Here is a 21,660-nt window from a genome sequence, read left to right on the forward strand (position 1 = left end):
AGGCGCGCCCCATGCACGCCTTACAAGTCAACAAGCTCCCAGGCGCTTCAGGCGCCCCTATAGGGCCAACAGGTCCTTCAGTAGGGTCTCGTCGGCGAATGCTTCCGGCGTGCCCTCATGCACGATCCTGCCCTTCTCCATCACCAGGCAGCGATCCGCCGCCTTGAGAACGAGATCGAGATTCTGCTCGACCAGAACGATGGCGATGCTACGCTCACGCGCGATGCGCGGCACCAGCTCGGCAATCGATTGCACGACGTTCGGCTGGATGCCTTCCGAAGGCTCGTCGAGCAGCAGCACCGACGGCAGGCCGCACAGCGCGCGGCCTATCGCCAGCATCTGCTGCTGGCCCCCCGAGAGCGTACCGGCGATCTGCGCCTCGCGCTCGCGAAGGATGGGAAAATAGCCAAAAATATCGGCTGGAATGTCGCCGTCGCCACGATCCTTGGCGGCGCGCGTGCCGACTTCCAGATTCTGTCGCACGGTCAGCTGATTGAAGATGCCTCGGCCCTGCGGCACATGGGCGATGCCCACGCGTGCGCGGCGGAAGGCCGGCGCGTTGGTGAGATCCTGGTCGCCGAGAACCACCGCGCCGCCGCTCGCCTTCAGGCCGCCAGCGATGACGCGCAGCAGCGTTGTCTTGCCGGCACCGTTGCGGCCGAGCAGGCCGACCACTTCGCCCGCCGCGACGCCGAGGTCGATGCCGTTCAGCACTGGGAGCGGGCCGTAGCCGGCCGAAACGGCAAGTGTCCGCAGCATGCTCAGCGCCTCCCTAGGTAGACGTCGCGGACCATCTCGTCGGCCTCGATGTCGCGGAAGGGACCGCTGCGAAGCAGGCGCCCCTGGTGCAGCACGAGCGTCTCGCAATTCAGCGCCCGCACGAAGCGTATGTCATGCTCGACCGCGACAATCGAGAACTCGCCCTTCAACCGCAGCAGCATTTCGGCCGTCGCCAGCGTCTCCTGCGGCGTCATGCCGGCGGTTGGCTCGTCGAGCAAAAGTAGCCGTGGCTCGATGGCCAGCGCCATACCGATCTCCAGCCATTGCTTCTGGCCGTGCGCCAGTTCGCCGGCTAATGTGGCGGCACGATTGGTCAGCGCGACCAGTTCCATCAATTCACCGATTGTCCGGGCCGGGGAGGGGGCGCCCCATCGTGCGACCTTGAGGTTGTCCTCAACCGAGAGGCTCGGGAAGACGGACGGGATCTGGAACTTGCGGGCAATGCCGAGCCGGGCGATGCGATGCAGCGGCAGGCCGGCAATGTCTCGGCCGAGGAAATGGACGCTGCCGCTGGTCGGGCGCAGCGTGCCGGTCAGAACGTTGAGGAACGTGCTCTTGCCGGCGCCGTTCGGCCCGATGATGCAGCAGAGCTCCTTGTCGCGGACCGTCAGGTTCAATCCTTCGAGGGCCTGCAGCCCTCCGAAGCGGATGCCGACATTTTCGGCCTGGAGCAGGACGTCGCTCATCAGGCCTGCCTCCTGCCTTTGAACAGGCTCCTCAGCCGCGCATAGATCGACAGGATGCCGTCCGGCAGGACAAAGACGATGATGACGAAGACGCAGCCCAGCAGCAGCGGCCACAGGCTCGGATTGAAGCTGCTGATCGTCTGCTGCGCGCGCTGGATGAAGATTGCGCCCAGCACTGGGCCAAGCAGCGTGCCGCGCCCGCCGACCGCCACCCAGACAATGACCTCCGTCGACAGAAGCAGTCCGGACAGATCGGGGGCAACCAGCCCGGCCATGCAGACATAGAGCGCGCCGGCAAGCCCGGCGATGGCTGCCGAAAGGATGAAGGTGACGAGCAGCCGTAACGGCGCATTATGGCCGAGTGCCGCCGCCCGGACCTCATTGTCCTGAATGGCGGTCAGCACCGTGCCCCAGCGGCCACGGCTGATCGACCACAGCGCCAGCACGACCACGGCGACGACAGCCGAGACGAAGATATAGCTCGGCAGGTCCTGGCTGAGGTCGACATTCCGGCCACCAACATCGAATTCGATCGGCGGAATGCCGATCAGGCCGCTGTCGCCACCGGTGACCGAACTCCACGAGACCGCGGCCTGCTGGCAGATGACGCCCATGGCGAGCGTGACAATGGTGAAGTAGCTGCCGCGTATGCCGCCGAAGAACAGGAAGTAACCGATGATGGCGGCGACGAAGGCAGCACCCGCAATGGCGCCCACGATGCCGAGCAAGCCGCCGAAAGGATTGGCGTCGTTGAGGGTGACCAACGCCATGACGTAGCCGCCTATACCGAAGAACGCGGCGTGGCCGAAGCACAATATGCCGGTGCGGCCCCAGAAGAAGTCGAGGCTCGCCGCGAACAGGCCGAAGATCAGCGCGTCGCGGATCACCGTCAGTTGGTAGCCGTCGGCGAGGAAGGGATATAGGATCGCGAGCGCCACGCAGACGACGAAGATCAGCAGCCAGTTGCGGTCCCGGGCGATCATCGCGAAGCCCCGTTGAACAGGCCGTTGGGCCGCAGCCGCACGGCGACGATGGCCGCCAGCAGCACGATCGCCTGCGCCAGCGATGGCGAGATCTGGTAGTTGAGGATGCTTGTCAGCCCGCCGACGAAGACGCTGCCGGCGACGAGGCCGGCAATCGAGCCGACCCCGCCGACGATCACGACGAAGAAGGCGTTGGCGAGATAGTTCACCCCCATCTGCGGCAGCACGATCGCCAGCGGCGCGACCAGCCCACCCGCAAGGCCCGCGATGGCCGCGCCGAAGGTGAAGGCGATGGCGTAGGTGCGGCGCGTGTTGATACCGACGCCCTCCGCCATTTCGCGGTTCTGGATGACGGTGCGGATGTCGAGGCCGAAGGATGTGCGGCTGATCAGCAGGATGACGCCGAGCAAGGTCGCCATGGCGATGCCGATCAGGATCAGCCGATAGGCCGGATAGACGGTGAAGAAGAGGTCGAGCGTGCCCTCGATCGGCGGCGTCACCGGCTTGGCGCCGAGCCCAAAGGTCAGTTCCAGCCCCTGCTGGAGGATGAGGCTGACGCCCCAGGTGGCAAGCACCGTCGACACCGGCCGCGAATAGAGGTGGCGAATGATGGCGAACTCCAAGATGCAGCCGACCACGGCGCCGGCGATCGGCGCCGCCGCCAGGCCCAGCCAGAACGAGCCGCCCATGCTCTGGATGAAGTATACCGCGAAGGCGCCGACGGTGACGAACTCGCCATGCGCCAGATTGGTCACGTTCATCAGGCCGAAGCTGATCGCCAGCCCGAGCCCGACCAGCATCAGGATGCTGATCAGCGTCAGCGCATTGAGCAATGTCGTGATGGCGAAATCCATCGCTTCAGGCCGCGCTGGCGAGGCGTTGGCGCAAGCCCGCGAGCAGGCCTTCAGCGGCATCGATCACCGCCGCCTGATGCGGCTGCAGGTCCTGCCCCGCCCACTCGTCGATATGGTCCGACAGCGGGTCGACCACCTCGGTGCGGTGATTGGCCAGCGTCTCGATGACGGCGTGGCCGCAAAATGGCACATAGCCCTCGGAATAGCCGCCTTCATGGCTCATCATCAGCCGTCCGTTCGAGACTTCGGCCGCGAGCGCCACCATGCGCGCGGCAAGGCGGCGAAAACATTCGCTGTTGAGCATCATGCGGCCGAGCGGATCGAAGCCGGACGCGTCGAAACCGGAAGCGACGATGACGAGGTCGGGCTTGAACGCGCGCAAGGCAGGGCCGATGACGCGGTCGAACGTGGCTTCATAGGCGCCTGTGCCGCTGCCGGCCGGCAGTGGGATGTTGATGTTGTAGCCTTCGCCTTCGCCCTTGCCATTGTCGGCCAGCGCGCCGCGTCCGGTCGGGTAGAGATTGTCCTGGTGGAGCGAAATCGTCAGCACCGACGGATCGGAATAAAACACCGTCTCTGTGCCATTGCCGTGATGCACGTCCCAGTCCACCACGGCGGCACGGCCGAGCAGGCCCTCGTGCTGCAGCCGCCGCACGGCGACGCCGATGTTGGAAAACAGGCAATTGCCCATGGCCTGGTCGGGTTCGGCATGGTGCCCGGGCGGCCGCGCCAGCGCATAGGCGTTGTCGACGCGGCCGGTCAGCACCGCACGCATCGCGGCATAGGTGGTGCCGGCGGACAACAGCGCGATGTCGAAACTGTTGAGGCCGATCGGTGCCTGAGGCCCGGCGAAACCGGATCCGCCTTCGCTCAGCATCCTGATATCATCGACGTGGCGCTGCGTGTGGACGCGCAGCAGGTCTTCCGCCGTTACCGGTTCGGCAATGATCGGAACCAGATGGCGTGCCAGGCCGCTGACCTGGATGAGATTGTTGAGCCGTCGCTTCGATCCAGGCGATTCCAGGTGGCGTCCGGGTTCCACGAAACGGCCGGGAGGCATCATGTCGGCGCTGGAGCCGGTATCATGCCACATCAGCTGTTCGTGAAAAACGTAGCCTGTCGCCATCCGCGGCATCCTCTAAAAACCAGACGCTAGCAGGCTAACAATCGCCCGGCCCGACCCTAAAGAGGGGCCACGTCTGTTATCTATGCCCCTCCTTTCGGAGGGTACGGAGGTTTGCGGCGACCTGCGCCGCGCGCACCGCCTGGACGCGGTTCGATACCGAGAGCTTGCCGAAGATGTTTTTCAAATGCCACTTCACCGTCGTTTCGCTTACCGACAGTGCAACGGCGATATCGCGATTGGACATGCCTTCCGAAAGAAAGTGCAGCAACTCGGACTCGCGCTGGGTGAGCTGTTCTTTCTCGACCGTCGGGGCGGCTGGTTTGCGCGTCGTCACGGGCATCGTCTGCGCTGCATCGATGATGCGCTTCGCATAGGCCGACAGTGACGGGTCGGCCTTTGCCTGGGCCGCCCGCAGTCGCATCAAACCTTCGACGACAGACCTGCCCTCGTCGACGAAGGAGCGGATGAAGCCCGAGGGTTGCGCAAGGCGCAATGCTTCGTGCAGATGGCGGTCTGCCTCCCGCTGGTCATGGCCGGCGCTCTTGGCGCGCAGGATCAGCGCCAGTATGTGCCGGCGCATGCGCCCGCTGCTTTTCGTTCGCTCCAGCAGCGCGTCGAAAATTGCCGCCGCCGCCGCGTAGGATTTTTCCGCCGTAAGCAGCCGGCCTTCGGCGAAGAACTCGAATTCGTTGGCGACGGTAGAGGCGGTTTCAGCGCTTTCGCGGCGATGCTCGTCGAGCAACACGCGGGCTTCGGGGATGCGGTTCTGGTCAAGAAGCAGCCGGATACGATCGTGCACCAGCACCGAAGCGAGGCGGCGGTAGACGGAGCCGCGCGCGCGCTGGTAGACGCGCTCCAGCATGTCGAGGGCGGCTTGGCCGCGACCGGTCAGCTGCAGCGCCCGGGCATAGGTCGGCACGCTGGCGAGGGGATAGACAATGACCGCGGCGCCCTCGATCAGCGGCCCGAGATTCTCCACCAGCGCCAGTGCCTCGCCGGATGCGTTGGTCTCATAGGCGAGTTCGGCAAGCAGCGTTCCGGCGAGGGCCTCGGCATAGGAGTTGGCGCCGATCCGCGTCCTGGCCTCGATGATCGCGTTGCGCAGCAGCCGTTCGGCCGCGGGCAGGCGGCCGGCCGAGCGCTCGATGACGGCCATGTAGCAGTTGGCGATGGTGACGCCGAGCAGGCTGCCGCTTCGCTCATGGGCCTTGCGCGCCGCGTCCACGGCAGCGCGAGCGCCCTCAAGGTCGCCAAGCGCGTAGAGATTGTAGCCGATGACGTTTGCGGTCGCGCCTTCCATGAACCACGCATCGGGGGCGATGATGCGCAGGGCCGCCAGTGCGGTGTCGCGCGCGTCCTCGAACTGTTCCAGCGTGCTGTGCACGGCCGCTGCAAGGACCTCGAGTTCAGCCTCGATGGTCGTGCCGGTCAGCGTGCCCGGGTCCTTTCTATCGGTCGGCCCGGTTTCGACGAGCTGGCGCGCGTTGGCGAGGGTCTGCTGGGCAATCTCGGGCTGGCTGCTGTGCACCGCAAGCCATAGCACGACGAGTTGCAGCCGGATGCGCTGGTCGATCAGTTTCCTTGGCAGCAGCGCCAGCAGTTGGCGCACATAGAGAAGCTGGCATTGAGCGATGAGTTCTAGCGCGTTGTTCTCGATGAACACCGCGGCGCGGGCTTCGTCGCCGGCGGCAAGCGCATGGCCGATGGCCTCGGTCAGCATCTTGCGTTCGCCGAACCATTCCGAAGCCGCCAAGTGCAGCGGTGCGATCATCTCCGGCTCCCGCCGTTCCATTTCACGGCTGAGGAAGTCGTGGAAAAGGTGATGATAGCGGAACCAGCGCCGTTCCTCGTCGAGCGGCACCAGGAACAGGTTGCGGGTTTCGATCTCGGTGATGGCAACCTCGGCGTCCGCCTCCCGAATCACCGCCCGGCAGGCCTCGGCGCTGAAGCGCTCGAAAATCGAGGAATAGAGCAGGAACTTCGCCAGCACCGGCGGCAGTTCCAGGAACACTTCTCCCATCAGGAAGTCGGCGACGTTGCGGTTGGCGCCGGTGAAATTGCCGATGACGGTTTCGGGCGCATGGGCCGCACCGAGCGACAGCGAGGCGAGCTGCAGGCCGGCGGCCCAGCCTTCGGTGCGCGAGCACAGTGTTTCCACCGTGCCGCTGCTGACAGAGAGGCCCAGCTTGTCGTTGAAGAAGGCTTCGGCTTCCGACGAGGCGAAACGCAGATCGTCCGGGCCGATTTCAAAGATATCGCCGAGCACCCTGAGCTTGCCGAGCTGCAGCTCGGGCAGGTTGCGCGAACCGATGACGAAGACGACGTTGGTTGGTGCCTGCCGGGTCAGCCGTTCCATGAACCGCTTCACCGCCGGTGCATCGATGGCGTGATAGTCGTCGAAGAACAGGGTGATGTCGGCGTGGCGTGCCGCGAAACCCGACACGAGTGCCGCAAGCACCACGTCGAGCTGCGGGATGGGGCTCGACTGGAAGGCGAGGTCGAGCTCGGCCGGGTTCTGGACGAGATGGCGCAACGCCCCCACCAGATGCGACAGGAAGGCGCCTTCGTCATTGTCCGTCGCCTCGCAGGACAGCCAGGCCGTCAGCCGGCCGTGGCGCGCGACCTCGGCCGCCCATTGCGCCATCGTCGTCGATTTGCCGAAGCCGGCGGGCGCGGCGAACAGCACGATGCGCGTGTCGACATTCCGCTCCAGCCTCGACAAGATGCTCTCGCGCCGTACCCACCGGCGGTGGTGAGGCGATGCCAGGCTGGTGGGTTGCGACGATGGTCTCATCTGGCGCCGGGCACCCATTCCGTTTCGATCAGCGGAATTTGCGGCGCGCAATCGCGCGGCAGGGTTCCCTTGATCCTGGGATCATCGGTGATTTCGAAACCGGTTGCATAGGGTTCAAATCCGCAAGCCCTGTAAAAACCGATGACGCTGTGATGATCGAAGCTGCTGGTGTGCAGCCAGATGCGGATGGGACCTAGGCGCCATGCCTGGTCGAGCGCGCCCGCCATCAGCCGTTTGCCGAAGCCTTGGCCAGTCAAGGAGGGAAACAGGCCGAAATAGGTGATCTCGATCTCGTTGCTGTCGGCGAGAGAGAATTCGACCATGCCGACCTGGCCCCCACTCTCATCATGGCCGTAGTAGAGATGCTGACGTGGGTCGGCGAAATGCGCCGCGATGTCGGCGTCCGACATTTCGGCGGCGCGGTCCCAGAGCCAGGGAGCGCCGATCTCGAGGAAGACTGCGCGGTAGACGGCGGGATCGGGCTTGGTGACGCGGCTCATCGTCAGCGGATGCACGAGACCGGGCACCGGGGCACGCGCCTCCATCCACGTCACCGCATTGATGATTTTGCCTGCCGGCACGCGCCGGTAGCCCGGCGCGAGATCGGTGGTTTCATCCGGCAATGAGCCTTCAGTGACTTGCATCTGTCCTCGGTCTTCCGCCGCGCAGCCTGGGCGGCATGTCAAGAAGCTGATGCCAACTCTGCGACCGCCTGCCAAGTGGCTCCAGAGGTGGGCCATCATTTTGGCCCGCCTGTCGCCTTGCCTTTTTGGAGAATGGCATATGAGATATGATACACCATCCATGGAGAAGCGGAATATCATGCCTGAGCGAATTGCGGACGAGGCCATCTTGCGGGCGGTCGACGATGGCTTCGACCGCCAGCTCGCCTTCCTGGCGGACCTCGTACGCTTTCCCTCGCAGCGCGGTGAGGAACACGCCGCGCAATCCTTCATGGCGGCTGCCTATGAAGCCAATGGCTATGCGGTCGATATGTGGCGTGTCGACGTCAATGCGATCCGCGACCTGCCCGGATTCTCGCCCGTAGCCGTTTCGTACGATGACGCGTTCAACGTCGTCGCCACCCACACGCCGAAAAACGTCACCGGTCGCTCGCTGATCCTAAACGGCCATGTCGATGTGGTGCCGACCGGACCGCTCGACCGCTGGGTGCGCGATCCCTACGATCCGGCGATCGAGGATGGCTGGATGCACGGCCGTGGCGCCGGCGACATGAAGGCCGGCCTGTCGGCCTGTCTCTATGCGCTCGCCGCCTTGCGCGGCCTCGGCTATCAGCCGGCGGCGAACGTGTTCCTGCAGTCGGTGGTCGAGGAGGAGTGCACCGGCAATGGCGCGCTCGCTTGCCTGCAGCGCGGTTATCGCGCCGACGCCGCCTTCATTCCCGAACCGCTGGAACCAAGACTGATGCGGGCCCAGGTTGGGCCGATCTGGTTCAGGGTCGAGGTCGACGGCGATCCGCAGCACGCGTCGGGCGCCTTTTCCGCCGGCGCCAATGCCATCGAAAAGGCCTTCCTCATCGTCCAGGCGCTGAAGAAACTCGAAATCGTCTGGAATGCCAGAAAGGTTGACGACAGGCATTTCTGTAGTCACCCGCACCCGATCCGATTCAACCTCGGCAAGATCGAAGGCGGCGAATGGACATCGAGCGTTCCCGCGCGCTGTGTCTTCGAGATGCGGGTCGCGACCTATCCCGGCCAGAAGCTCGAGGACGCCAGGGCCGAACTGGAGGCCTGCATCGCCGATGCCGCCCGCGCCGATCCGTTCCTCGCCAATCGCCCGCCCAGGATGACCTATAACGGCTTCATGGCCGAGGGCTATGTGCTGGAAGGCGCCGACGAGATGGAAGCCGTGCTGCGCCGCAGCCATACCGCCGTGTGGGGTGAGCCGTTGACGGAACATGTCACCTCGGCCACCACCGATGCGCGCTTCTTCGGCCTCTATGCCGACACGCCGGCAATCGTCTACGGCCCGATCTGCCGCATGCCGCATGGCTATGACGAAGCCGTCGATCTCGACTCGGTGCGCAAGGTCACCCAGACCATCGCGTTGTTCATCGCCGACTGGTGCGGCCTCGAGCCGATCGATCCCGAGGTCAGGCCATGAACGCGGCCATATCGGATGCTTTCGGCGAGACGCTCGCGGACGATGCGCCCGATGTCTCGATCGCCGAGGCGCTTGCCCTGTTGCGCCGGCACTATGGGCTCACTGGCAGCGCGCGCACGCTGCCAGGCGAACGCGACCACAATTTTCACGTCCAGGCGGAAGGCGAGGGCGAATTTGTCCTGAAGATCTCGCATCCGGCGGAAGAGGCTGATTTCACCGATTTCCAGAACAAGGCGCTCGACCACATACTGACGGTCGACCCGGCTTTGCCGGTTCCTTCGGTGCGCAAGAGCCTCGAAGGCGAAGCGCAGTTCATGGTCGGCATCGGCGGATCGGCGCCGCGCATCGTGCGGCTCGTGACCTATCTGCCGGGACAGCTGCTTTCGCGCTCGCCCACCTCATCGGCACAGGATCGCAATCTCGGCATCTTCCTCGCCAGGCTTGGCCGGGCGCTGCGCGGGTTCTTCCATCCGGCCGCCGGCAGCGACCTTTTGTGGGACATCCGCAAGGTCGCCAAGACGCGGCCCATGCTGGCGCATATCGCTGATGCCGGCCAGCGCGCCATGGTCGAGCGCGTCATCGACGCCTACGAGGAGCACGCGGCACCGGTTATTCCGGGGCTGCGCGCCCAGATCGTCCACAACGACATGAACTCCTACAATGTGGTGATGGACGCTTCGCGACCCGAAATGGTCAACGGCATCCTCGATTTCGGCGACATGATCCATTCGCCGCTGATCTGCGATCTCGCCATCGGGGCCGTCTATCGCTGGCCGGCCGAAGGTCATCCGCTGGCGCCCGCCGCGCGCTTCGTCGCCGGCTATCAGTCCGTGCAGCCGCTCGAGATCGAAGAACTTCGCATCCTCTTTCACCTCATTCGTGCCCGCCTCGCACTCATCGCCAACATCGCCAGCTGGCAGGCCGAGCGTTTTCCGGCCAAACGCGACTATGTCCTGCGCCTCATCACCGAGGTCTGGGCCTCGCTTGAGCGGCTGGACGGACTGTCGTCCGCGGACGCCCGCCACTATTTTCTCGACCATTCCAAGCCGGAGTAGATGCCCGTGTCCCTGTCCTCGCCATACCCTGCAAATGTCGATCCGGCGGCATCCGAGCAAGCGCTGCTCGAACGCCGTGCCAGATTACTCGGGCCGACCTATCGCGCCTTCTACCGCAGCCCCATCCATCTGGTGCGTGGCAGCGGTGTCTGGCTCTACGATGCCCAAGGCCGAAAATACCTCGATGCCTATAACAACGTCGCCTCCGTCGGACACTGCCACCCGCGCGTCGTAGAGGCGCTGTCTGTGCAGGCCGCCACGCTCAACACGCACACGCGCTATCTCAGCGAGATCATCCTCGACTACGCGGAAAGGCTGCTCGGCACGCTTCCTTCCCATCTCGGCCATGCGATGTTCACCTGCACCGGCAGCGAGGCCAACGATCTCGCCATCCGGATCGCCCAGCACTCGACGGGCAACACCGGCGTGATCATCACCGACTTCGCCTATCACGGCGCCACCATCGCGACAGCACAGCTGTCGCCGGCGGCGGTCGGGGCAGCGGGCGTGCCCGCGCGGCATCGAGCCGTGGCGGCGCCGGACACGTTCCGCGACGGCGGCCGCGCCGCGCATGATTTCGCCAGAAATGTCGCCGCCGCCATCGAGGATATGCGCGCGCAAAACATCCGCCCGGCGGCGTTGCTGCTCGATTCCGCCTTTTCCAGCGACGGCATTTTCTTTCCCAACGCGTCCGTCATGCGCGAGGCCGCCGATCACGTCAGGAAAGCAGGCGGCATCGTCATCGCCGATGAGGTCCAGTCCGGCTTCGGCCGGCTTGGCCAGGGCATGTGGGGCTTCGCCAACTATGGCCTCGCGCCTGACATCGTCACCATGGGCAAGCCGATCGGCGACGGGCATCCGATGGGCGCGGTAATCGTGCGGCCGCAACTGGTGAGCTCGTTCGGTTCGAACACCGGCTACTTCAACACTTTCGGCGGCAATCCAGTGGCGGCCGCCGTCGGCATCGCCGTGCTCGATGTGATCGAGGGCGAGGGGCTGATCGAGAACGCGCGGACGGTTGGCGCCTACACCGGGGAATTGCTGCGCGCCTTGCAAGGCCGGCACGGCATGGTCGCCGATGTCAGGCAGAACGGCCTCTATTTCGGCGTCGAGCTGACGGAGGATGGGGCCACTGCTGCTGCCAAGACTTCATCGGTCGTTGAAGCCATGCGCGAGGACGGCGTGCTGATCTCGTCGTGCGGTCCGCGCGGCAATGTGCTGAAGATCAGGCCGCCACTGCCCTTTGCCAGGGACAATGCCGAGCAGCTGGCCGAGGCGCTCGATCGCGCACTGTCGAACTGGTGAGCCGAGCAGACACGCATGCTGAAGCTCGAGCATCAAACCCTCAATGACCGCGCCTACGGTGCGCTCAAGCAGGAATTGATCTCGGGCGGCTTCAGCCCGGGCCAGACGCTGGTCATTCGCAAGCTCGCCGAAACTTTTGGCATTTCGACCACACCGATCCGCGAGGCGCTGCAAAGACTGGTCGCCGAGCGGCTTCTGGAAATGCAGAACAACCGCTCGATCATCGTGCCCTTGCTCTCCGCGCCCGCTTTCGCGGAACTGACGCGCATCCGCATCGCCGTCGAGGGACTGGCGGGCGAGATGGCCACGTCACGGATGACTGAAAGCGGGCTGGTCGACATCCAAGCCGCGCTCGCCGGCATGCAGCGGACCATCGAGACGCAGGACCCCACGGCCTATCTTTCCCTGAACGAAGCCTTCCATTTTGCTATTTACGAGCACGCCGGCGCGCCGATCCTCTTGAACATGATCCGCGATCTCTGGGGGCGCGTCGGACCCTATCTCAAGCTGCTGATGCGGGCCGATTGCTACATTCCGCAGTCCAATGACGCACACGGCAGGATCGTCGCCGCATTGGAACAGGGCAACGGTCCGGCCGTTCGGGCTTCCCTTGAAGAGGATATCTCCGTGGCGGCCGCGGTCCTCTCCGACAATCTTCACATGGCGCACTGATCGCAGGGCAGGCTCGGTCGGCCTATGCCGTCTCGTCCATCCGGTCGCGCAGGATGCTCCAGCCGAGCAGCATGTTGGGCGCGTGCCGCAGCAGGGCATGGAACGGAATTGGCGCCGGCGGTGCGAAGGGCACCGGCAAATCACGCGCTTCGGCTCCAGCGGCCCAGTCGGCCAGCACCTTGCCCATCGCCGTGGTCATGGCAATGCCGCGTCCATTGCAGGCGCGACCGGCGATCAGCCCCGGTCCGAGGTCCAGGAGATGCGGCAGGAAATCCAATTCGACCGCCGCCATCCCCGACCAGCCATAGGCAAGGGGGGGCAGATCAGGCAGGTCGAGGTGCCGGCCGAGCCGTCGCCAGATTGTTTGGGGCACGCGCGTATCGGCGCCGGCGCCAAGAATATGCATGCCGCCGCTGATCAGCCGGTTGTCGGCGTCGAAGCGGAAGGTGAAGAGATTGCGCCTGGTGTCGCCGACGCCTTGTCCCCCAGGCAGCAGACGCGTGCGGATTTCATGCGGCAGGGGCGCGGTCGCGATCTGGAAGACCTTCAGGGGAATATAAGTTCGCCCCAGCAACGGATCGAGGGAGCCGCCATAGGCGTTGGTAGCGACCAGCACCTTGGCCGCGCGTACCAAGCCCAACCGTGTTTGAAGTGCCCAACCATCGGCGACGCGATCGATCGAGGCGACCGGCGTGTGCTCGAAAATCTTCGCGCCGGCCTTCTCCGCCCCATCGGCCAGCCCCAGCGCATAGGCGACTGGATTGAGGACGCCGCCGGAACGATCCGTCCAGCCACCGACATAGCCGCGCGCGCCGGTCAGCGCTTCGACTTCTTGCCGATCCAGGGTGACGACAGGCCGGCCGCGCCGCGCCCATTGGTCCGCGCGGGATCTGACCTTCTCCAGGGCCGCCGGCGAGTGCGCCGGCTGGATCCATCCGTTCTGCACCGCGTCGCAGTCGATGCCGTGCCGCCGGATCAAGTCGAAGACGTGATCGGCACTGCCGGCGGCAAAATCGATGAGGCGTTCGCCGCGCTCGGCGCCGAGATGCGCGAGGATGCTGTCTGGATCCATCCTGGCGAAGTTCGGCACCACGAAACCGGCATTCCTGCCGGTCGCGCCCCAGGCGATGATCTCGGCTTCGAGCACAGCGACCGAGATGCCTTTTTCGGCGGCGTGCAGCGCGGTCGACAGACCGGAAAATCCACCGCCCACAATGGCGAGGTCGACGTCGAGCCTGCCTTGCAGCACCGGCCGCTTGCGGCGCTCGCGGCTGATGGCATGCCAGAGCGAAATGCCGTTCGCACCCTGCCGGACCGAGGCATTCATGAACCGGAACTGCTCTTGTCCGTGGCGATCCGCCTGCGCTTGCCAAAGCGCGTCCGCGGGGGCCTGTCGCCGAACAATCCGTTCGGCCGCATCAGCAGGATCACGCAGAGCATCACGCCGATGGCGACGATCTGCAGCGAGGCTGCGCGCGCCTGCTGCTCGGGCGGGAAGAACACGCTGGTCAGCGTGCCCGATCCGGCCCAAATCCCCCAGACCAGGACACTGCCGATGACCGCGCCGAGATTGCTGCCCGAGCCCCCGACGATCAGCATCACCCAGACCTGAAAGGTGAGGATCGGCAGGTAATTGTCCGGCGCGATGAAGCCGGTGAAATGCGCTTGCAGCGCGCCGGCCAGCGCCATGATCGCGCCGCCGACGGCAAACGCCTGGACGCGGTAGAAGCGCGCGCTCTTGCCGAGAGAAATCGCGGCCCGCTCGTCCTCCCGCAGCGCTTTCAGCACACGGCCCCACGGACTGCGCGACAGGTGCTCCAAGGCGAGATAGGCAATCAGCGTCACAGCGCAGACGACCGCAAGGTTCGCAGGTTGAACAGCAGCGGCGTCTCCGCAAGGCCGCCGAAGGGGCGCGGGATGAAGCCGATGCCGAAGGGGCCGCCGGTCAGTTTCTGCGCGTTGAGTGCGACCAATTGCACGACGACGGCCACGCCGAAGGTGGTGATCGCCAGATAGTCGGATCTAAGACGCAATGTCGCCATGCCGGTAAGCGCGGCCGCAATGCCGCCAACGACCATGGCACCCACCCAGCCGGCGAGGATGGGCAGGCCGAAGCCGCCGAGCCGCGCGGGATCGTCCGGTGTCGTCAGCAGCGCCGAGGTGTAGGCGCCGATGGCGACGAAGCCCGCCAGGCCGACATTGAACAGGCCGGTCAGGCCCCATTGCAGGTTAAGCCCCAGCGTGACCAGCGAGAAGATCAGCGCCGTGGTCAGGAAGAAGGCGCCGTAGCCGACCAGATCGATCATCTTTCCCGAACTCCGAAAAGGCCGATCGGCCGCACGAACAGCACAGCCATCAGGATGACGAAGGACACGGCGGCGCGCCATTCGGCGCCGATCAACTGCACCGCGCCGGCTTCGGCGAGACCGATGATCAGGCCGCCGAGCACCGCGCCCGGGATGCTGCCGATGCCGCCGAGGATGGCGGCGGCGAACATCGGCAGCAGCATGTCGAAGCCCATGAACGGGCGGATCTGCACCAGGATGCCGATCATCACGCCAGCCACGCAGGCGAGCGCGCCGCCGATGATCCACGTCACCCGCACCACGCTGGCGACGTCGATCCCAACGACGCGGGCCAGTGCCGCGTTCTGGCTCAAGGCCTGCATTGCGCGGCCAGTCTGCGTGCGCGTCATCAACAGATGCACGCCGAGCACGAGTATGGCGGTCAACACGAGCAACGCGATCTGGTCGGGCGTGATGCGGATGCCGAAGCCGACCGGCATGGCGATCTGGATCGCCCGGCTGAAGTAGGTCGGCCGTGAGGTGAAGGTGAATTCGAGCAGGCTGCGTAGCGCCATCGAGGCGCCGAAGCTCGCCATCACCACGATGATCGCCTGGCCTTGCGAGCGCAGCCGCGAAAACAGGATCTTGTCGAGCAGCAGTGCGAGCAAGGCGGTGAATGCCATGCCGACGATCAGGGCGACTAGAAGCGGCCAGCCGAAGGACAGCGGTCCGATCGGCGCCACCTTGCCGAACATCGCACCGATGGCACTGACCACGGCCAGCGTCGCATAGGTGCCCCAGGCCATGAAGTCGCCATGGGCGAAGTTGGAGAAGCGCAGGATCGAATAGGTGAGCGTCACGCCGATGGCGCCGAGGCCGATCATCGAGCCCGTCAGCAATCCGTCGACGATGAATTGCAGGCTCATCCCGCGCCTCCCTTGCCTGTGTGAGAAGGGCGCTGGCCAAGATAGAGTTCGGCGACGACAGGGTCGTTCCACAATTCGGAGGCTATGCCCTCGTGCCGGTCCTTGCCTTCAGCCAGCACATAGGCGCGGTCGCCGATGGCAAGCGCTGCCTTGGCGTTCTGCTCGACCAAAAGGATGGTGACTCCGGACTTGCGGATGCCGGCCAGCATCTCGAATACCATCGCGACGAACTTCGGCGACAGGCCGGCGGACGGCTCGTCCAGCACCAGCACCTTGGGATGGACGATCAACGCCCGCGCCACGGCAAGCATCTGCCGCTGGCCTCCCGACAGATTGCCGGCGGCGGTGCGGCGCTGGCGGACAAGGTCGGGGAAGGCGGCATACATTTCCTCGATGCGGGCCGGGATGTCGCGCCGCTCGAGGATGCCGCAGGACACCTTGAGATTGTCCTCCACCGACATCAGCGGAAAGATGTTCTCGGTCTGCGGTACGAAGGCGAGGCCAAGCCGCACCATGGTGTGGGCCGGCGCCGCGGTGATGTCCCTGCCGTCCAGCAGCACCGTGCCGCCGGTGATCGGCACGAGGCCGGCGATCGCCTTGATCAGGCTCGACTTGCCAGCGCCGTTGGGGCCGAGTACGACGACGATCTCGCCTCTGTCGACGGTGATCGAGGCGCCGCGCACGATCGGCACGCCGGGCTCATAGCCGGCTTCGAGGTCGCGTACATCGAGGACGGTCTCGCTCATGCGGTGCCTCCGAGATAGGCATCGATGACGCGCGGGTCGCGCGCGACCTCTTCTGCCGTGCCTTCGCTCAGCAGTTGGCCGCTCGCCATGACAAGGACGCGGTGACAGAGCCGCGTCACCATGTCGATGTTGTGCTCGATCAGCAGGAAGGTGATGCCGCGCACGTTGATGTCGCGGATGCGGTCGATGATGACTTCGAGCAGCGTCGCGTTGACGCCGGCGGCAGGTTCGTCAAGCAGGATGATCGCCGGGTCGGCCATCATGACCCGGGCGAGTTCGAGCAGCTTGCGCTGGCCGCCGGACAGCACGCGCGCCGGCTCATGGGCGAGATGGCTGAGGGTGACGAGTTCCAGCAGGTCGAGGGCTTTCGTCCGGGCGGCTTTTTCCTGTGCGGCCACTCGCCACGGCGTGAGGAAGTTAGCCAGCAGCTTTTCGCCGGCCTGGCCCTGTGCCGCGAGCATGATGTTTTCGATCAGCGTCAGATTGGGCAGCGGGCGCGGGATCTGAAAGGTGCGGCCAAGGCCACGGCCGATGCGCAGGTGAGCGGCTTCGCCGGAGACGCGCGTGCCGTTGAGAAGGATGTCGCCGCTGGTGGGCAGGATGCTGCCAGCCAGCAGGTCGAACATGGTCGTCTTGCCCGCGCCGTTGGGTCCGATCAGGCCAAGGATTTCGCCCGGTTTGACATGAAACGAGACATCGTTGACGGCGACAAGGCCGCCGAACCGCCTGACGACGTTGCTTGCCGTCAGAACCGGGACACGGGTCTCCTTCCCCTGCCTTTCCGCTGCCTCGCTCATCAAACCCTCTGGCCGAAGACGGTCGTTGCCGTCTTCTGATTATGATTTGTGATCACACTTGCTTTGATCACGCTATTCGGCTTTAATTTCATCCGCAAGCCGAAAACCCGCCGAGTACGGAATTCCATGCAAAAGGCTGCCATCGAAAAAAACAACGAGGCGATCGCGGCCCAGCTCGCGCCGGTGGGCCGCGAGACGGTGCAGGATCGCGTCTATTCCGAGCTGCGTCGGGCCTTGATAGGCGGCCTGTTCGAGCCAAGCCAGGTGCTGACCATCCGCGGTCTGGCCGATGCGCTGGTCACTTCGACCATGCCGGTGCGTGAGGCGCTTGGCCGGCTGATCACGGAAAAGGCGCTGGAGGCGCTGCCCAACCGTTCGGTGCGGGTGCCGCCAATCACGCTGGAGCGCCTCGACGATCTCTTGCGAGCCCGTATCCTGATCGAGGGCGAGGCGATCGCGCTGGCCGCCGTCCGCATGGGGCCGCGCCAGATCACCACCATCGAAACCATTCTCGGCGAATGGGACGAGATGCGGGCGCTGAAACACAAGAAGGATGTCGACCGCGAAGTGACGCTCAACCAGAGCTTTCACTTCGAGATCTATCGCTCCTGCGGCTCGGCCGTTTTGATCCCGATGATCGAGAGCCTGTGGCTGCAATCAGGTCCATGCATCCGCGTCGCCATCTACGCCTTCTCGGAAGCCGGCGAGGTCGACACCGCCCAGTATCACCGCCGCATTGTCGAGGCGCTGGCCAAGCAGGATGCTCGGGCGGCGCGCGAAGCGCTGGTCGCCGACATCAGCCGGCCCTTCACCTTCCTGCGCAGCAAGCTGCAATCCGCCGCCGCGAAAGGCCAGATATGACCTCCATCAGGATCAGCGAGCCGCGCTCCAAGCTTTCCGTCACTGCGCTGCTGCTGCCGGAAAGGGCGCCGGAGAACGCGGCCTTTCTCACAGCCTATCTCGCCACGCCACGTGTCGTCCCCGCCATTCACGCCATGTGGACGGGACCTGAGATCTCCTGTCCGGTTCCATCAGCCGATCTCGAGGGGCAGGCCTATGCCCGGCCGCTGTCGGCGGAGAACGCGACCCTGACGCCGCAGCCGGGCGACATCGTGTTGTCTTACGTGCCGCCGCGCATGTGGGGCGGCAATCCCAACGCGATCTTCGACGTCGGCCTGTTCTACGGACAGGGCGCGCGTCTGCTGTTCCCGATCGGCTGGCTGGCCGGCAGCGTCGTCGCGCAGGTGCGCGCCGATCAGCGCGATCAATTCGCGGCTGCCTGCGGCATTATCCGCCGCAACGGCGCCTGCGACATCACCTTCAGCCTGGTGGAGGCCTGAAATGGCTGACGACAGTTTCGAACTCTTCGATCTCCGCGTCGAGGCGGTCATTCCGCAGGGCAAGCCGATCTATTGCGGCGCCAGGGCCGGCGACTATTTCGAACTCAAGGGCGAGATGCTGTCGATGCCGGCGGGGCAGGGCTTTTCGATCTATTCGATCTCGGCGGTGCTGCCGCTGCTGGCGGCGAAGCAGCGTCCGACCCACCCGAATGACTGGATGACCTCCGACGCCGAGATCGCCTGTCCCGATCCCAACTGCGCCAGTCGGCTAAGGATCGTCAGGCTGGCCAAGCGGCGGTTCAGCCATGCCGAAACCACGGCCGTGCCGCTGCCGAAGGGGAATGACCTGACATGACCGCCAAGACATTCGAGCTCAGTCCGGGCTACGCGATTTCGCGCGTCATACGCGGTGGCTGGCAACTGGCCGGCGGCCATGGCGCTATCGATCGCAGCCAGGCCGTGAGCGACCTGATCGTCACTTTCGATGCCGGCATCTGGACTTATGACTGCGCCGATATCTACACCGGCGTCGAGGAATTGATCGGCGCCGCGCGCTTGCGGCTGGCCAATGAGCGCGGTCTCGCTGCAGCGGCCAAAATGAAGGTGCACACCAAGCTCGTGCCCGACCTTGAACGGCTCGCTACGATCAGCCGCGACTATATCAGGGGCATCGTCGACCAGTCGCTGCGCAGGCTTAAGACCGAGCGGCTCGACCTCGTGCAGTTTCACTGGTGGGATTATGCGCAGCCGCGCTATGTCGAGGCGATGGGTTGGCTCAACGAGCTTCGGCGCGAGGGCAAGCTGCGCAATCTCGGCACCACCAATTTCGATACGCCCCGGCTTGCCGAAATCCTGTCAGCTGGCATCCCGCTGGTCAGCCAGCAACTGCAATATTCGGTGCTCGACCAGCGTCCGGCGAACAGCCTCGCCGCGCTTGCGGAGGAAAACGGCGTCAGCTTCCTCTGCTACGGTTCTGTGGCCGGTGGCTTTCTCAGCGACAAATGGCTTGATGTCGCCGAACCCGGCACGCCGCTCGAAAACCGCTCGCTGGTCAAATACAAGCTGATCATCGACGATTTCGGCGGCTGGGACCTGTTCCAGCAACTGCTTCGCGCACTGAAGGCGGTGGGCGACCGCCACGCCGTCGACATCGCCACCATCGCCAGCGCCTGGGTGCTGGAGCAGCCGCGAGTCGCCGCGGTCATCGTCGGTGCCCGCAACCAGGCGCACGCGCTGGCCAACGCCAAAATCATGGATGTCGTACTCGACGCTGATGACCGTGCGCGGATTGCAGCCGTGATAGCCAGGGGCAACGGCCTTGAGGGAGACGTCTACACGCTGGAGCGTGACCGCCACGGCCGCCACGGCTCTATCATGCACTACAATCTCAACGCGGGCCGGATATGAAAACCATGGACGATAGGTTGTTTTCGCAGGCCAGCACCGAAGTCGTCGCCCTGCATCGCTTTTTCGTCGACTGGTTCGTCGCCTCGCGCGCCGACAAGGTGGATTTCGGCCGCTTCGAAGCCGTCATGGGCGAAGGCCTGACCATGATCGCACCAGGCGGCCAGATCCTCGACCGCGATGCCGTGATCGACCATGTGCGCTCCAGCCGCGCCACTTGCGACGACGGCTTTGCCATTTCGATCGAGGACATCAAGCCCGGCTGGCAGGATGGCGATACCATCGTCGTCCTCTATGTCGAGGCGCAGCTGCGCGCGGGCAAGCACAGCCGCCGCCGGTCGAGCGCGGTCTTCACCACCAGTTCATCGGCGCCCAACGGCGTCCAATGGCGGCATCTGCATGAAACCTGGCTGCAGGTGCCGGAACACTGAGACTTTCCAGACGTCAAATCAGTTCGTGTAACTCAAGGGGAACAACAATGAGAAAGACGATACTCCAGCTCACCACGGCACTTGCTCTCGCGACGATGGCGGGTGCCGCTCAGGCCGCCGACTGCAAGATCACCGTCGGTCTCGTCATGGAACTGACCGGTCCGGCCGGTGAATACGGGCAGGCCGGCGCCAAATCGGTCGAAATGGCCTTCGGCGACATCAACGAAGCCGGCGGCGTGCGCGGCTGCGATCTCATCACCGATACTCGCGACAGCCAAAGCCAGGGCAACATCGCGGTCGATGCCGCCACCCAGCTGGTACAGGTCAAGAAAGTGCCTGTGATCATCGGCGGCATCATTTCCTCGGTGTCGATCCCGATCCTGACCTCGGTGACCGCGCCGGCCAAGATCGTCCAGGTCTCGCCGGCGTCGTCCTCGCCGACGCTGACGACACTCGGCCGCGACGGCAAGACCAACGGCATCTTCTTCCGCACCATTACCTCGGACGCGCTGCAGGGCGTGGCCGCCGCCAAATATGCGGTCGACAAGGGTTTCAAGAAGCTGGCGATCATCCACGTCAACAACGACTTCGGCGTCAACATGGTGGCCGAATTCTCGCGTGCCTACAAAGCGCTCGGCGGCACCATCGTCTCCGACACGCCCTACAACGAGAAGCAGTCGAGCTACGCCTCGGAAGTCACCGCGGCGATGGGTGGCGAACCGGATGGACTTTACCTGGTCAGCACGCCCGTCGACGGCGCCACCATCGCCCGCACCTGGATCTCGCAGGGCGGCGTGCAGAAATTCCTGCTCAATGACGGCATGAACAGCCCTGATTTCATAGAGTCCGTCGGGGCCGATTATCTGAAGGACGCCTATGGCACGTCTTCAGGCACCAGCCCGACCGCCTCGACGGAGTATTTCACCAAGAACTACAAGGCGTTTTCCGGTATCGAACCGTCAAATCCCGCGGCAGACCGCTCCTATGATGCCGGAGCCATTGTCGGGCTCGCCATCGCGATTGCCGGCTCCGAGGACCCGGCCAAGATCAAGGACGCCATGTACAAGGCGGTCGATCCCGCCGGCACGCCGATTTATGCGGGCAAGGAAGAATTCGCCAAGGCGCTCGGCCTGATCAAGGACGGCAAGCCGATCCGCTATGAAGGCGTCATCGGCCCCGTCGCCTTCGACAAGTTTGGCGACATCACCGGCCCGTTCCGGCTGTGGAAGATCGCCGACGGCAAGGTGACGACCGATGGTGAAATGACCACCGACGACGTCAACGCGCTGCAGGCCAAGCTTCAGTAAGCCGGCGCTGTACTTCCGGCATCGATCTCGCCCATCGCGATCGAT

21 protein-coding genes and 1 pseudogene are annotated in these 21,660 nt (G+C 64.8%); 10 read left to right on the top strand and 12 right to left on the bottom strand.

Annotated features, from left to right (window positions below; translation table 11 throughout):
• Nucleotides 1-57: 57 nt before the first annotated feature.
• The 7 genes from AC3CB8_RS13345 to AC3CB8_RS13375 all read right to left on the bottom strand — a co-directional run bounded on the left by AC3CB8_RS13345 (nt 58) and on the right by AC3CB8_RS13375 (nt 7,867).
• A complete protein-coding gene (locus tag AC3CB8_RS13345; RefSeq protein WP_023771181.1) occupies nt 58-759 on the bottom strand; it encodes an ABC transporter ATP-binding protein in 702 nt (233 codons plus the stop codon).
• A 2-nt stretch (nt 760-761) separates the two neighbouring features.
• Nucleotides 762-1,466, bottom strand: coding sequence for an ATP-binding cassette domain-containing protein (locus tag AC3CB8_RS13350; RefSeq protein ID WP_352572487.1), 705 nt, complete (start codon nt 1,464-1,466; stop codon nt 762-764).
• Nucleotides 1,466-2,449: a branched-chain amino acid ABC transporter permease gene (locus AC3CB8_RS13355; RefSeq protein WP_352572485.1), complete on the bottom strand. Its 984-nt coding sequence runs from the start codon at nt 2,447-2,449 to the stop codon at nt 1,466-1,468. The genes AC3CB8_RS13350 and AC3CB8_RS13355 overlap by 1 nt, the downstream gene beginning before the upstream one ends.
• The gene (urtB, locus tag AC3CB8_RS13360) at nt 2,446-3,363 is read right to left on the bottom strand and encodes an urea ABC transporter permease subunit UrtB (protein WP_352595164.1); all 918 of its coding nucleotides are present in this window, start codon (nt 3,361-3,363) and stop codon (nt 2,446-2,448) included. Before urtB ends, AC3CB8_RS13355 begins: the two co-directional genes overlap by 4 nt.
• Nucleotides 3,308-4,429: a class II histone deacetylase gene (locus AC3CB8_RS13365; RefSeq protein ID WP_352562949.1), complete on the bottom strand. Its 1,122-nt coding sequence runs from the start codon at nt 4,427-4,429 to the stop codon at nt 3,308-3,310. The genes urtB and AC3CB8_RS13365 overlap by 56 nt, the downstream gene beginning before the upstream one ends.
• Nucleotides 4,430-4,505: 76 nt before the next feature.
• Nucleotides 4,506-7,151, bottom strand: a complete 2,646-nt coding sequence (locus AC3CB8_RS13370) for a winged helix-turn-helix domain-containing protein (RefSeq protein ID WP_352595166.1) — start codon at nt 7,149-7,151, stop codon at nt 4,506-4,508.
• 68 nt (nt 7,152-7,219) lie between these two features.
• Nucleotides 7,220-7,867 carry a GNAT family N-acetyltransferase gene (locus AC3CB8_RS13375; protein WP_023771175.1) on the bottom strand — a complete coding sequence of 216 codons (648 nt, stop codon included), beginning with the start codon at nt 7,865-7,867 and terminating at the stop codon, nt 7,220-7,222.
• Nucleotides 7,868-8,045: 178 nt separating this feature from the next.
• On the opposite strand from AC3CB8_RS13375, the gene AC3CB8_RS13380 reads away from it, so the two are divergent.
• Genes AC3CB8_RS13380 through AC3CB8_RS13395 form a run of 4 tightly spaced genes read left to right on the top strand, consistent with a single transcriptional unit; the run spans nt 8,046 to nt 12,379 of the window.
• Nucleotides 8,046-9,347, top strand: coding sequence for an ArgE/DapE family deacylase (locus AC3CB8_RS13380; protein ID WP_352595169.1), 1,302 nt, complete (start codon nt 8,046-8,048; stop codon nt 9,345-9,347).
• Nucleotides 9,344-10,402 (top strand): phosphotransferase, encoded by a 1,059-nt coding sequence (locus AC3CB8_RS13385; protein ID WP_352595172.1) that lies wholly within the window; start codon nt 9,344-9,346, stop codon nt 10,400-10,402. The genes AC3CB8_RS13380 and AC3CB8_RS13385 overlap by 4 nt, the downstream gene beginning before the upstream one ends.
• Entirely contained in the window at nt 10,403-11,707 is a 1,305-nt protein-coding gene (locus AC3CB8_RS13390; protein ID WP_352562953.1) for an aspartate aminotransferase family protein, read from the top strand.
• 15 nt (nt 11,708-11,722) lie between these two features.
• On the top strand, nt 11,723-12,379 hold the full coding sequence (locus AC3CB8_RS13395) for a GntR family transcriptional regulator (RefSeq protein WP_352562954.1): 657 nt from the start codon (nt 11,723-11,725) through the stop codon (nt 12,377-12,379).
• A gap of 22 nt (nt 12,380-12,401) precedes the next feature.
• On the opposite strand, the gene AC3CB8_RS13400 is transcribed toward AC3CB8_RS13395, so the two are convergent.
• The 5 genes and pseudogenes from AC3CB8_RS13400 to AC3CB8_RS13420 all read right to left on the bottom strand — a co-directional run bounded on the left by AC3CB8_RS13400 (nt 12,402) and on the right by AC3CB8_RS13420 (nt 17,133).
• Nucleotides 12,402-13,706, bottom strand: a complete 1,305-nt coding sequence (locus AC3CB8_RS13400) for an NAD(P)/FAD-dependent oxidoreductase (protein WP_488377313.1) — start codon at nt 13,704-13,706, stop codon at nt 12,402-12,404.
• Nucleotides 13,703-14,685: pseudogene (locus AC3CB8_RS13405) on the bottom strand (branched-chain amino acid ABC transporter permease). Before AC3CB8_RS13405 ends, AC3CB8_RS13400 begins: the two are co-directional and overlap by 4 nt.
• Complete coding sequence (locus AC3CB8_RS13410; RefSeq protein WP_023771168.1) at nt 14,682-15,590, bottom strand: branched-chain amino acid ABC transporter permease; 909 nt, start codon at nt 15,588-15,590, stop codon at nt 14,682-14,684. Before AC3CB8_RS13410 ends, AC3CB8_RS13405 begins: the two are co-directional and overlap by 4 nt.
• The gene (locus tag AC3CB8_RS13415; protein WP_352553531.1) at nt 15,587-16,336 is read right to left on the bottom strand and encodes an ABC transporter ATP-binding protein; all 750 of its coding nucleotides are present in this window, start codon (nt 16,334-16,336) and stop codon (nt 15,587-15,589) included. The genes AC3CB8_RS13410 and AC3CB8_RS13415 overlap by 4 nt, the downstream gene beginning before the upstream one ends.
• Nucleotides 16,333-17,133, bottom strand: a complete 801-nt coding sequence (locus AC3CB8_RS13420) for an ABC transporter ATP-binding protein (protein WP_352562955.1) — start codon at nt 17,131-17,133, stop codon at nt 16,333-16,335. The genes AC3CB8_RS13415 and AC3CB8_RS13420 overlap by 4 nt, the downstream gene beginning before the upstream one ends.
• A 126-nt stretch (nt 17,134-17,259) precedes the next feature.
• On the opposite strand from AC3CB8_RS13420, the gene AC3CB8_RS13425 reads away from it, so the two are divergent.
• From AC3CB8_RS13425 to AC3CB8_RS13450, 6 genes are read left to right on the top strand one after another with little or no spacing between them, the layout of a single operon-like run.
• The gene (locus tag AC3CB8_RS13425) at nt 17,260-17,994 is read left to right on the top strand and encodes a GntR family transcriptional regulator (RefSeq protein WP_023771164.1); all 735 of its coding nucleotides are present in this window, start codon (nt 17,260-17,262) and stop codon (nt 17,992-17,994) included.
• A complete protein-coding gene (locus AC3CB8_RS13430) occupies nt 17,991-18,473 on the top strand; it encodes a DUF3830 family protein (RefSeq protein ID WP_352562956.1) in 483 nt (160 codons plus the stop codon). The genes AC3CB8_RS13425 and AC3CB8_RS13430 overlap by 4 nt, the downstream gene beginning before the upstream one ends.
• 1 nt (nt 18,474) lies before the next feature.
• The gene (locus AC3CB8_RS13435; protein ID WP_023782304.1) at nt 18,475-18,828 is read left to right on the top strand and encodes a TIGR04076 family protein; all 354 of its coding nucleotides are present in this window, start codon (nt 18,475-18,477) and stop codon (nt 18,826-18,828) included.
• The gene (locus tag AC3CB8_RS13440; protein ID WP_352562957.1) at nt 18,825-19,880 is read left to right on the top strand and encodes an aldo/keto reductase; all 1,056 of its coding nucleotides are present in this window, start codon (nt 18,825-18,827) and stop codon (nt 19,878-19,880) included. Before AC3CB8_RS13435 ends, AC3CB8_RS13440 begins: the two co-directional genes overlap by 4 nt.
• A gap of 5 nt (nt 19,881-19,885) precedes the next feature.
• On the top strand, nt 19,886-20,308 hold the full coding sequence (locus AC3CB8_RS13445; protein WP_156939356.1) for a DUF4440 domain-containing protein: 423 nt from the start codon (nt 19,886-19,888) through the stop codon (nt 20,306-20,308).
• A 47-nt stretch (nt 20,309-20,355) separates the two neighbouring features.
• Entirely contained in the window at nt 20,356-21,615 is a 1,260-nt protein-coding gene (locus tag AC3CB8_RS13450; RefSeq protein WP_352562958.1) for an ABC transporter substrate-binding protein, read from the top strand.
• The last annotated feature ends 45 nt before the right edge of the window (nt 21,616-21,660 follow it).

It is taken from the genome of Mesorhizobium sp. P160927 (assembly GCF_057766385.1).

Bases quoted from the DNA above. Each gene is read 5' to 3' on its own strand.
- AC3CB8_RS13345 (WP_023771181.1), bottom strand. From the start codon at position 759: ATGCTGCGGACACTTGCCGTTTCGGCCGGCTACGGCCCGCTCCCAGTG.
- AC3CB8_RS13350 (WP_352572487.1), bottom strand. From the start codon at position 1,466: ATGAGCGACGTCCTGCTCCAGGCCGAAAATGTCGGCATCCGCTTCGGA.
- AC3CB8_RS13355 (WP_352572485.1), bottom strand. From the start codon at position 2,449: ATGATCGCCCGGGACCGCAACTGGCTGCTGATCTTCGTCGTCTGCGTG.
- urtB (WP_352595164.1), bottom strand. From the start codon at position 3,363: ATGCCGCTGAAGGCCTGCTCGCGGGCTTGCGCCAACGCCTCGCCAGCG.
- AC3CB8_RS13365 (WP_352562949.1), bottom strand. From the start codon at position 4,429: ATGGCGACAGGCTACGTTTTTCACGAACAGCTGATGTGGCATGATACC.
- AC3CB8_RS13375 (WP_023771175.1), bottom strand. From the start codon at position 7,867: ATGCAAGTCACTGAAGGCTCATTGCCGGATGAAACCACCGATCTCGCG.
- AC3CB8_RS13380 (WP_352595169.1), top strand. From the start codon at position 8,046: ATGCCTGAGCGAATTGCGGACGAGGCCATCTTGCGGGCGGTCGACGAT.
- AC3CB8_RS13385 (WP_352595172.1), top strand. From the start codon at position 9,344: ATGAACGCGGCCATATCGGATGCTTTCGGCGAGACGCTCGCGGACGAT.
- AC3CB8_RS13390 (WP_352562953.1), top strand. From the start codon at position 10,403: ATGCCCGTGTCCCTGTCCTCGCCATACCCTGCAAATGTCGATCCGGCG.
- AC3CB8_RS13395 (WP_352562954.1), top strand. From the start codon at position 11,723: ATGCTGAAGCTCGAGCATCAAACCCTCAATGACCGCGCCTACGGTGCG.
- AC3CB8_RS13400 (WP_488377313.1), bottom strand. From the start codon at position 13,706: ATGAATGCCTCGGTCCGGCAGGGTGCGAACGGCATTTCGCTCTGGCAT.
- AC3CB8_RS13410 (WP_023771168.1), bottom strand. From the start codon at position 15,590: ATGAGCCTGCAATTCATCGTCGACGGATTGCTGACGGGCTCGATGATC.
- AC3CB8_RS13415 (WP_352553531.1), bottom strand. From the start codon at position 16,336: ATGAGCGAGACCGTCCTCGATGTACGCGACCTCGAAGCCGGCTATGAG.
- AC3CB8_RS13420 (WP_352562955.1), bottom strand. From the start codon at position 17,133: ATGAGCGAGGCAGCGGAAAGGCAGGGGAAGGAGACCCGTGTCCCGGTT.
- AC3CB8_RS13425 (WP_023771164.1), top strand. From the start codon at position 17,260: ATGCAAAAGGCTGCCATCGAAAAAAACAACGAGGCGATCGCGGCCCAG.
- AC3CB8_RS13430 (WP_352562956.1), top strand. From the start codon at position 17,991: ATGACCTCCATCAGGATCAGCGAGCCGCGCTCCAAGCTTTCCGTCACT.
- AC3CB8_RS13435 (WP_023782304.1), top strand. From the start codon at position 18,475: ATGGCTGACGACAGTTTCGAACTCTTCGATCTCCGCGTCGAGGCGGTC.
- AC3CB8_RS13440 (WP_352562957.1), top strand. From the start codon at position 18,825: ATGACCGCCAAGACATTCGAGCTCAGTCCGGGCTACGCGATTTCGCGC.
- AC3CB8_RS13445 (WP_156939356.1), top strand. From the start codon at position 19,886: ATGGACGATAGGTTGTTTTCGCAGGCCAGCACCGAAGTCGTCGCCCTG.
- AC3CB8_RS13450 (WP_352562958.1), top strand. From the start codon at position 20,356: ATGAGAAAGACGATACTCCAGCTCACCACGGCACTTGCTCTCGCGACG.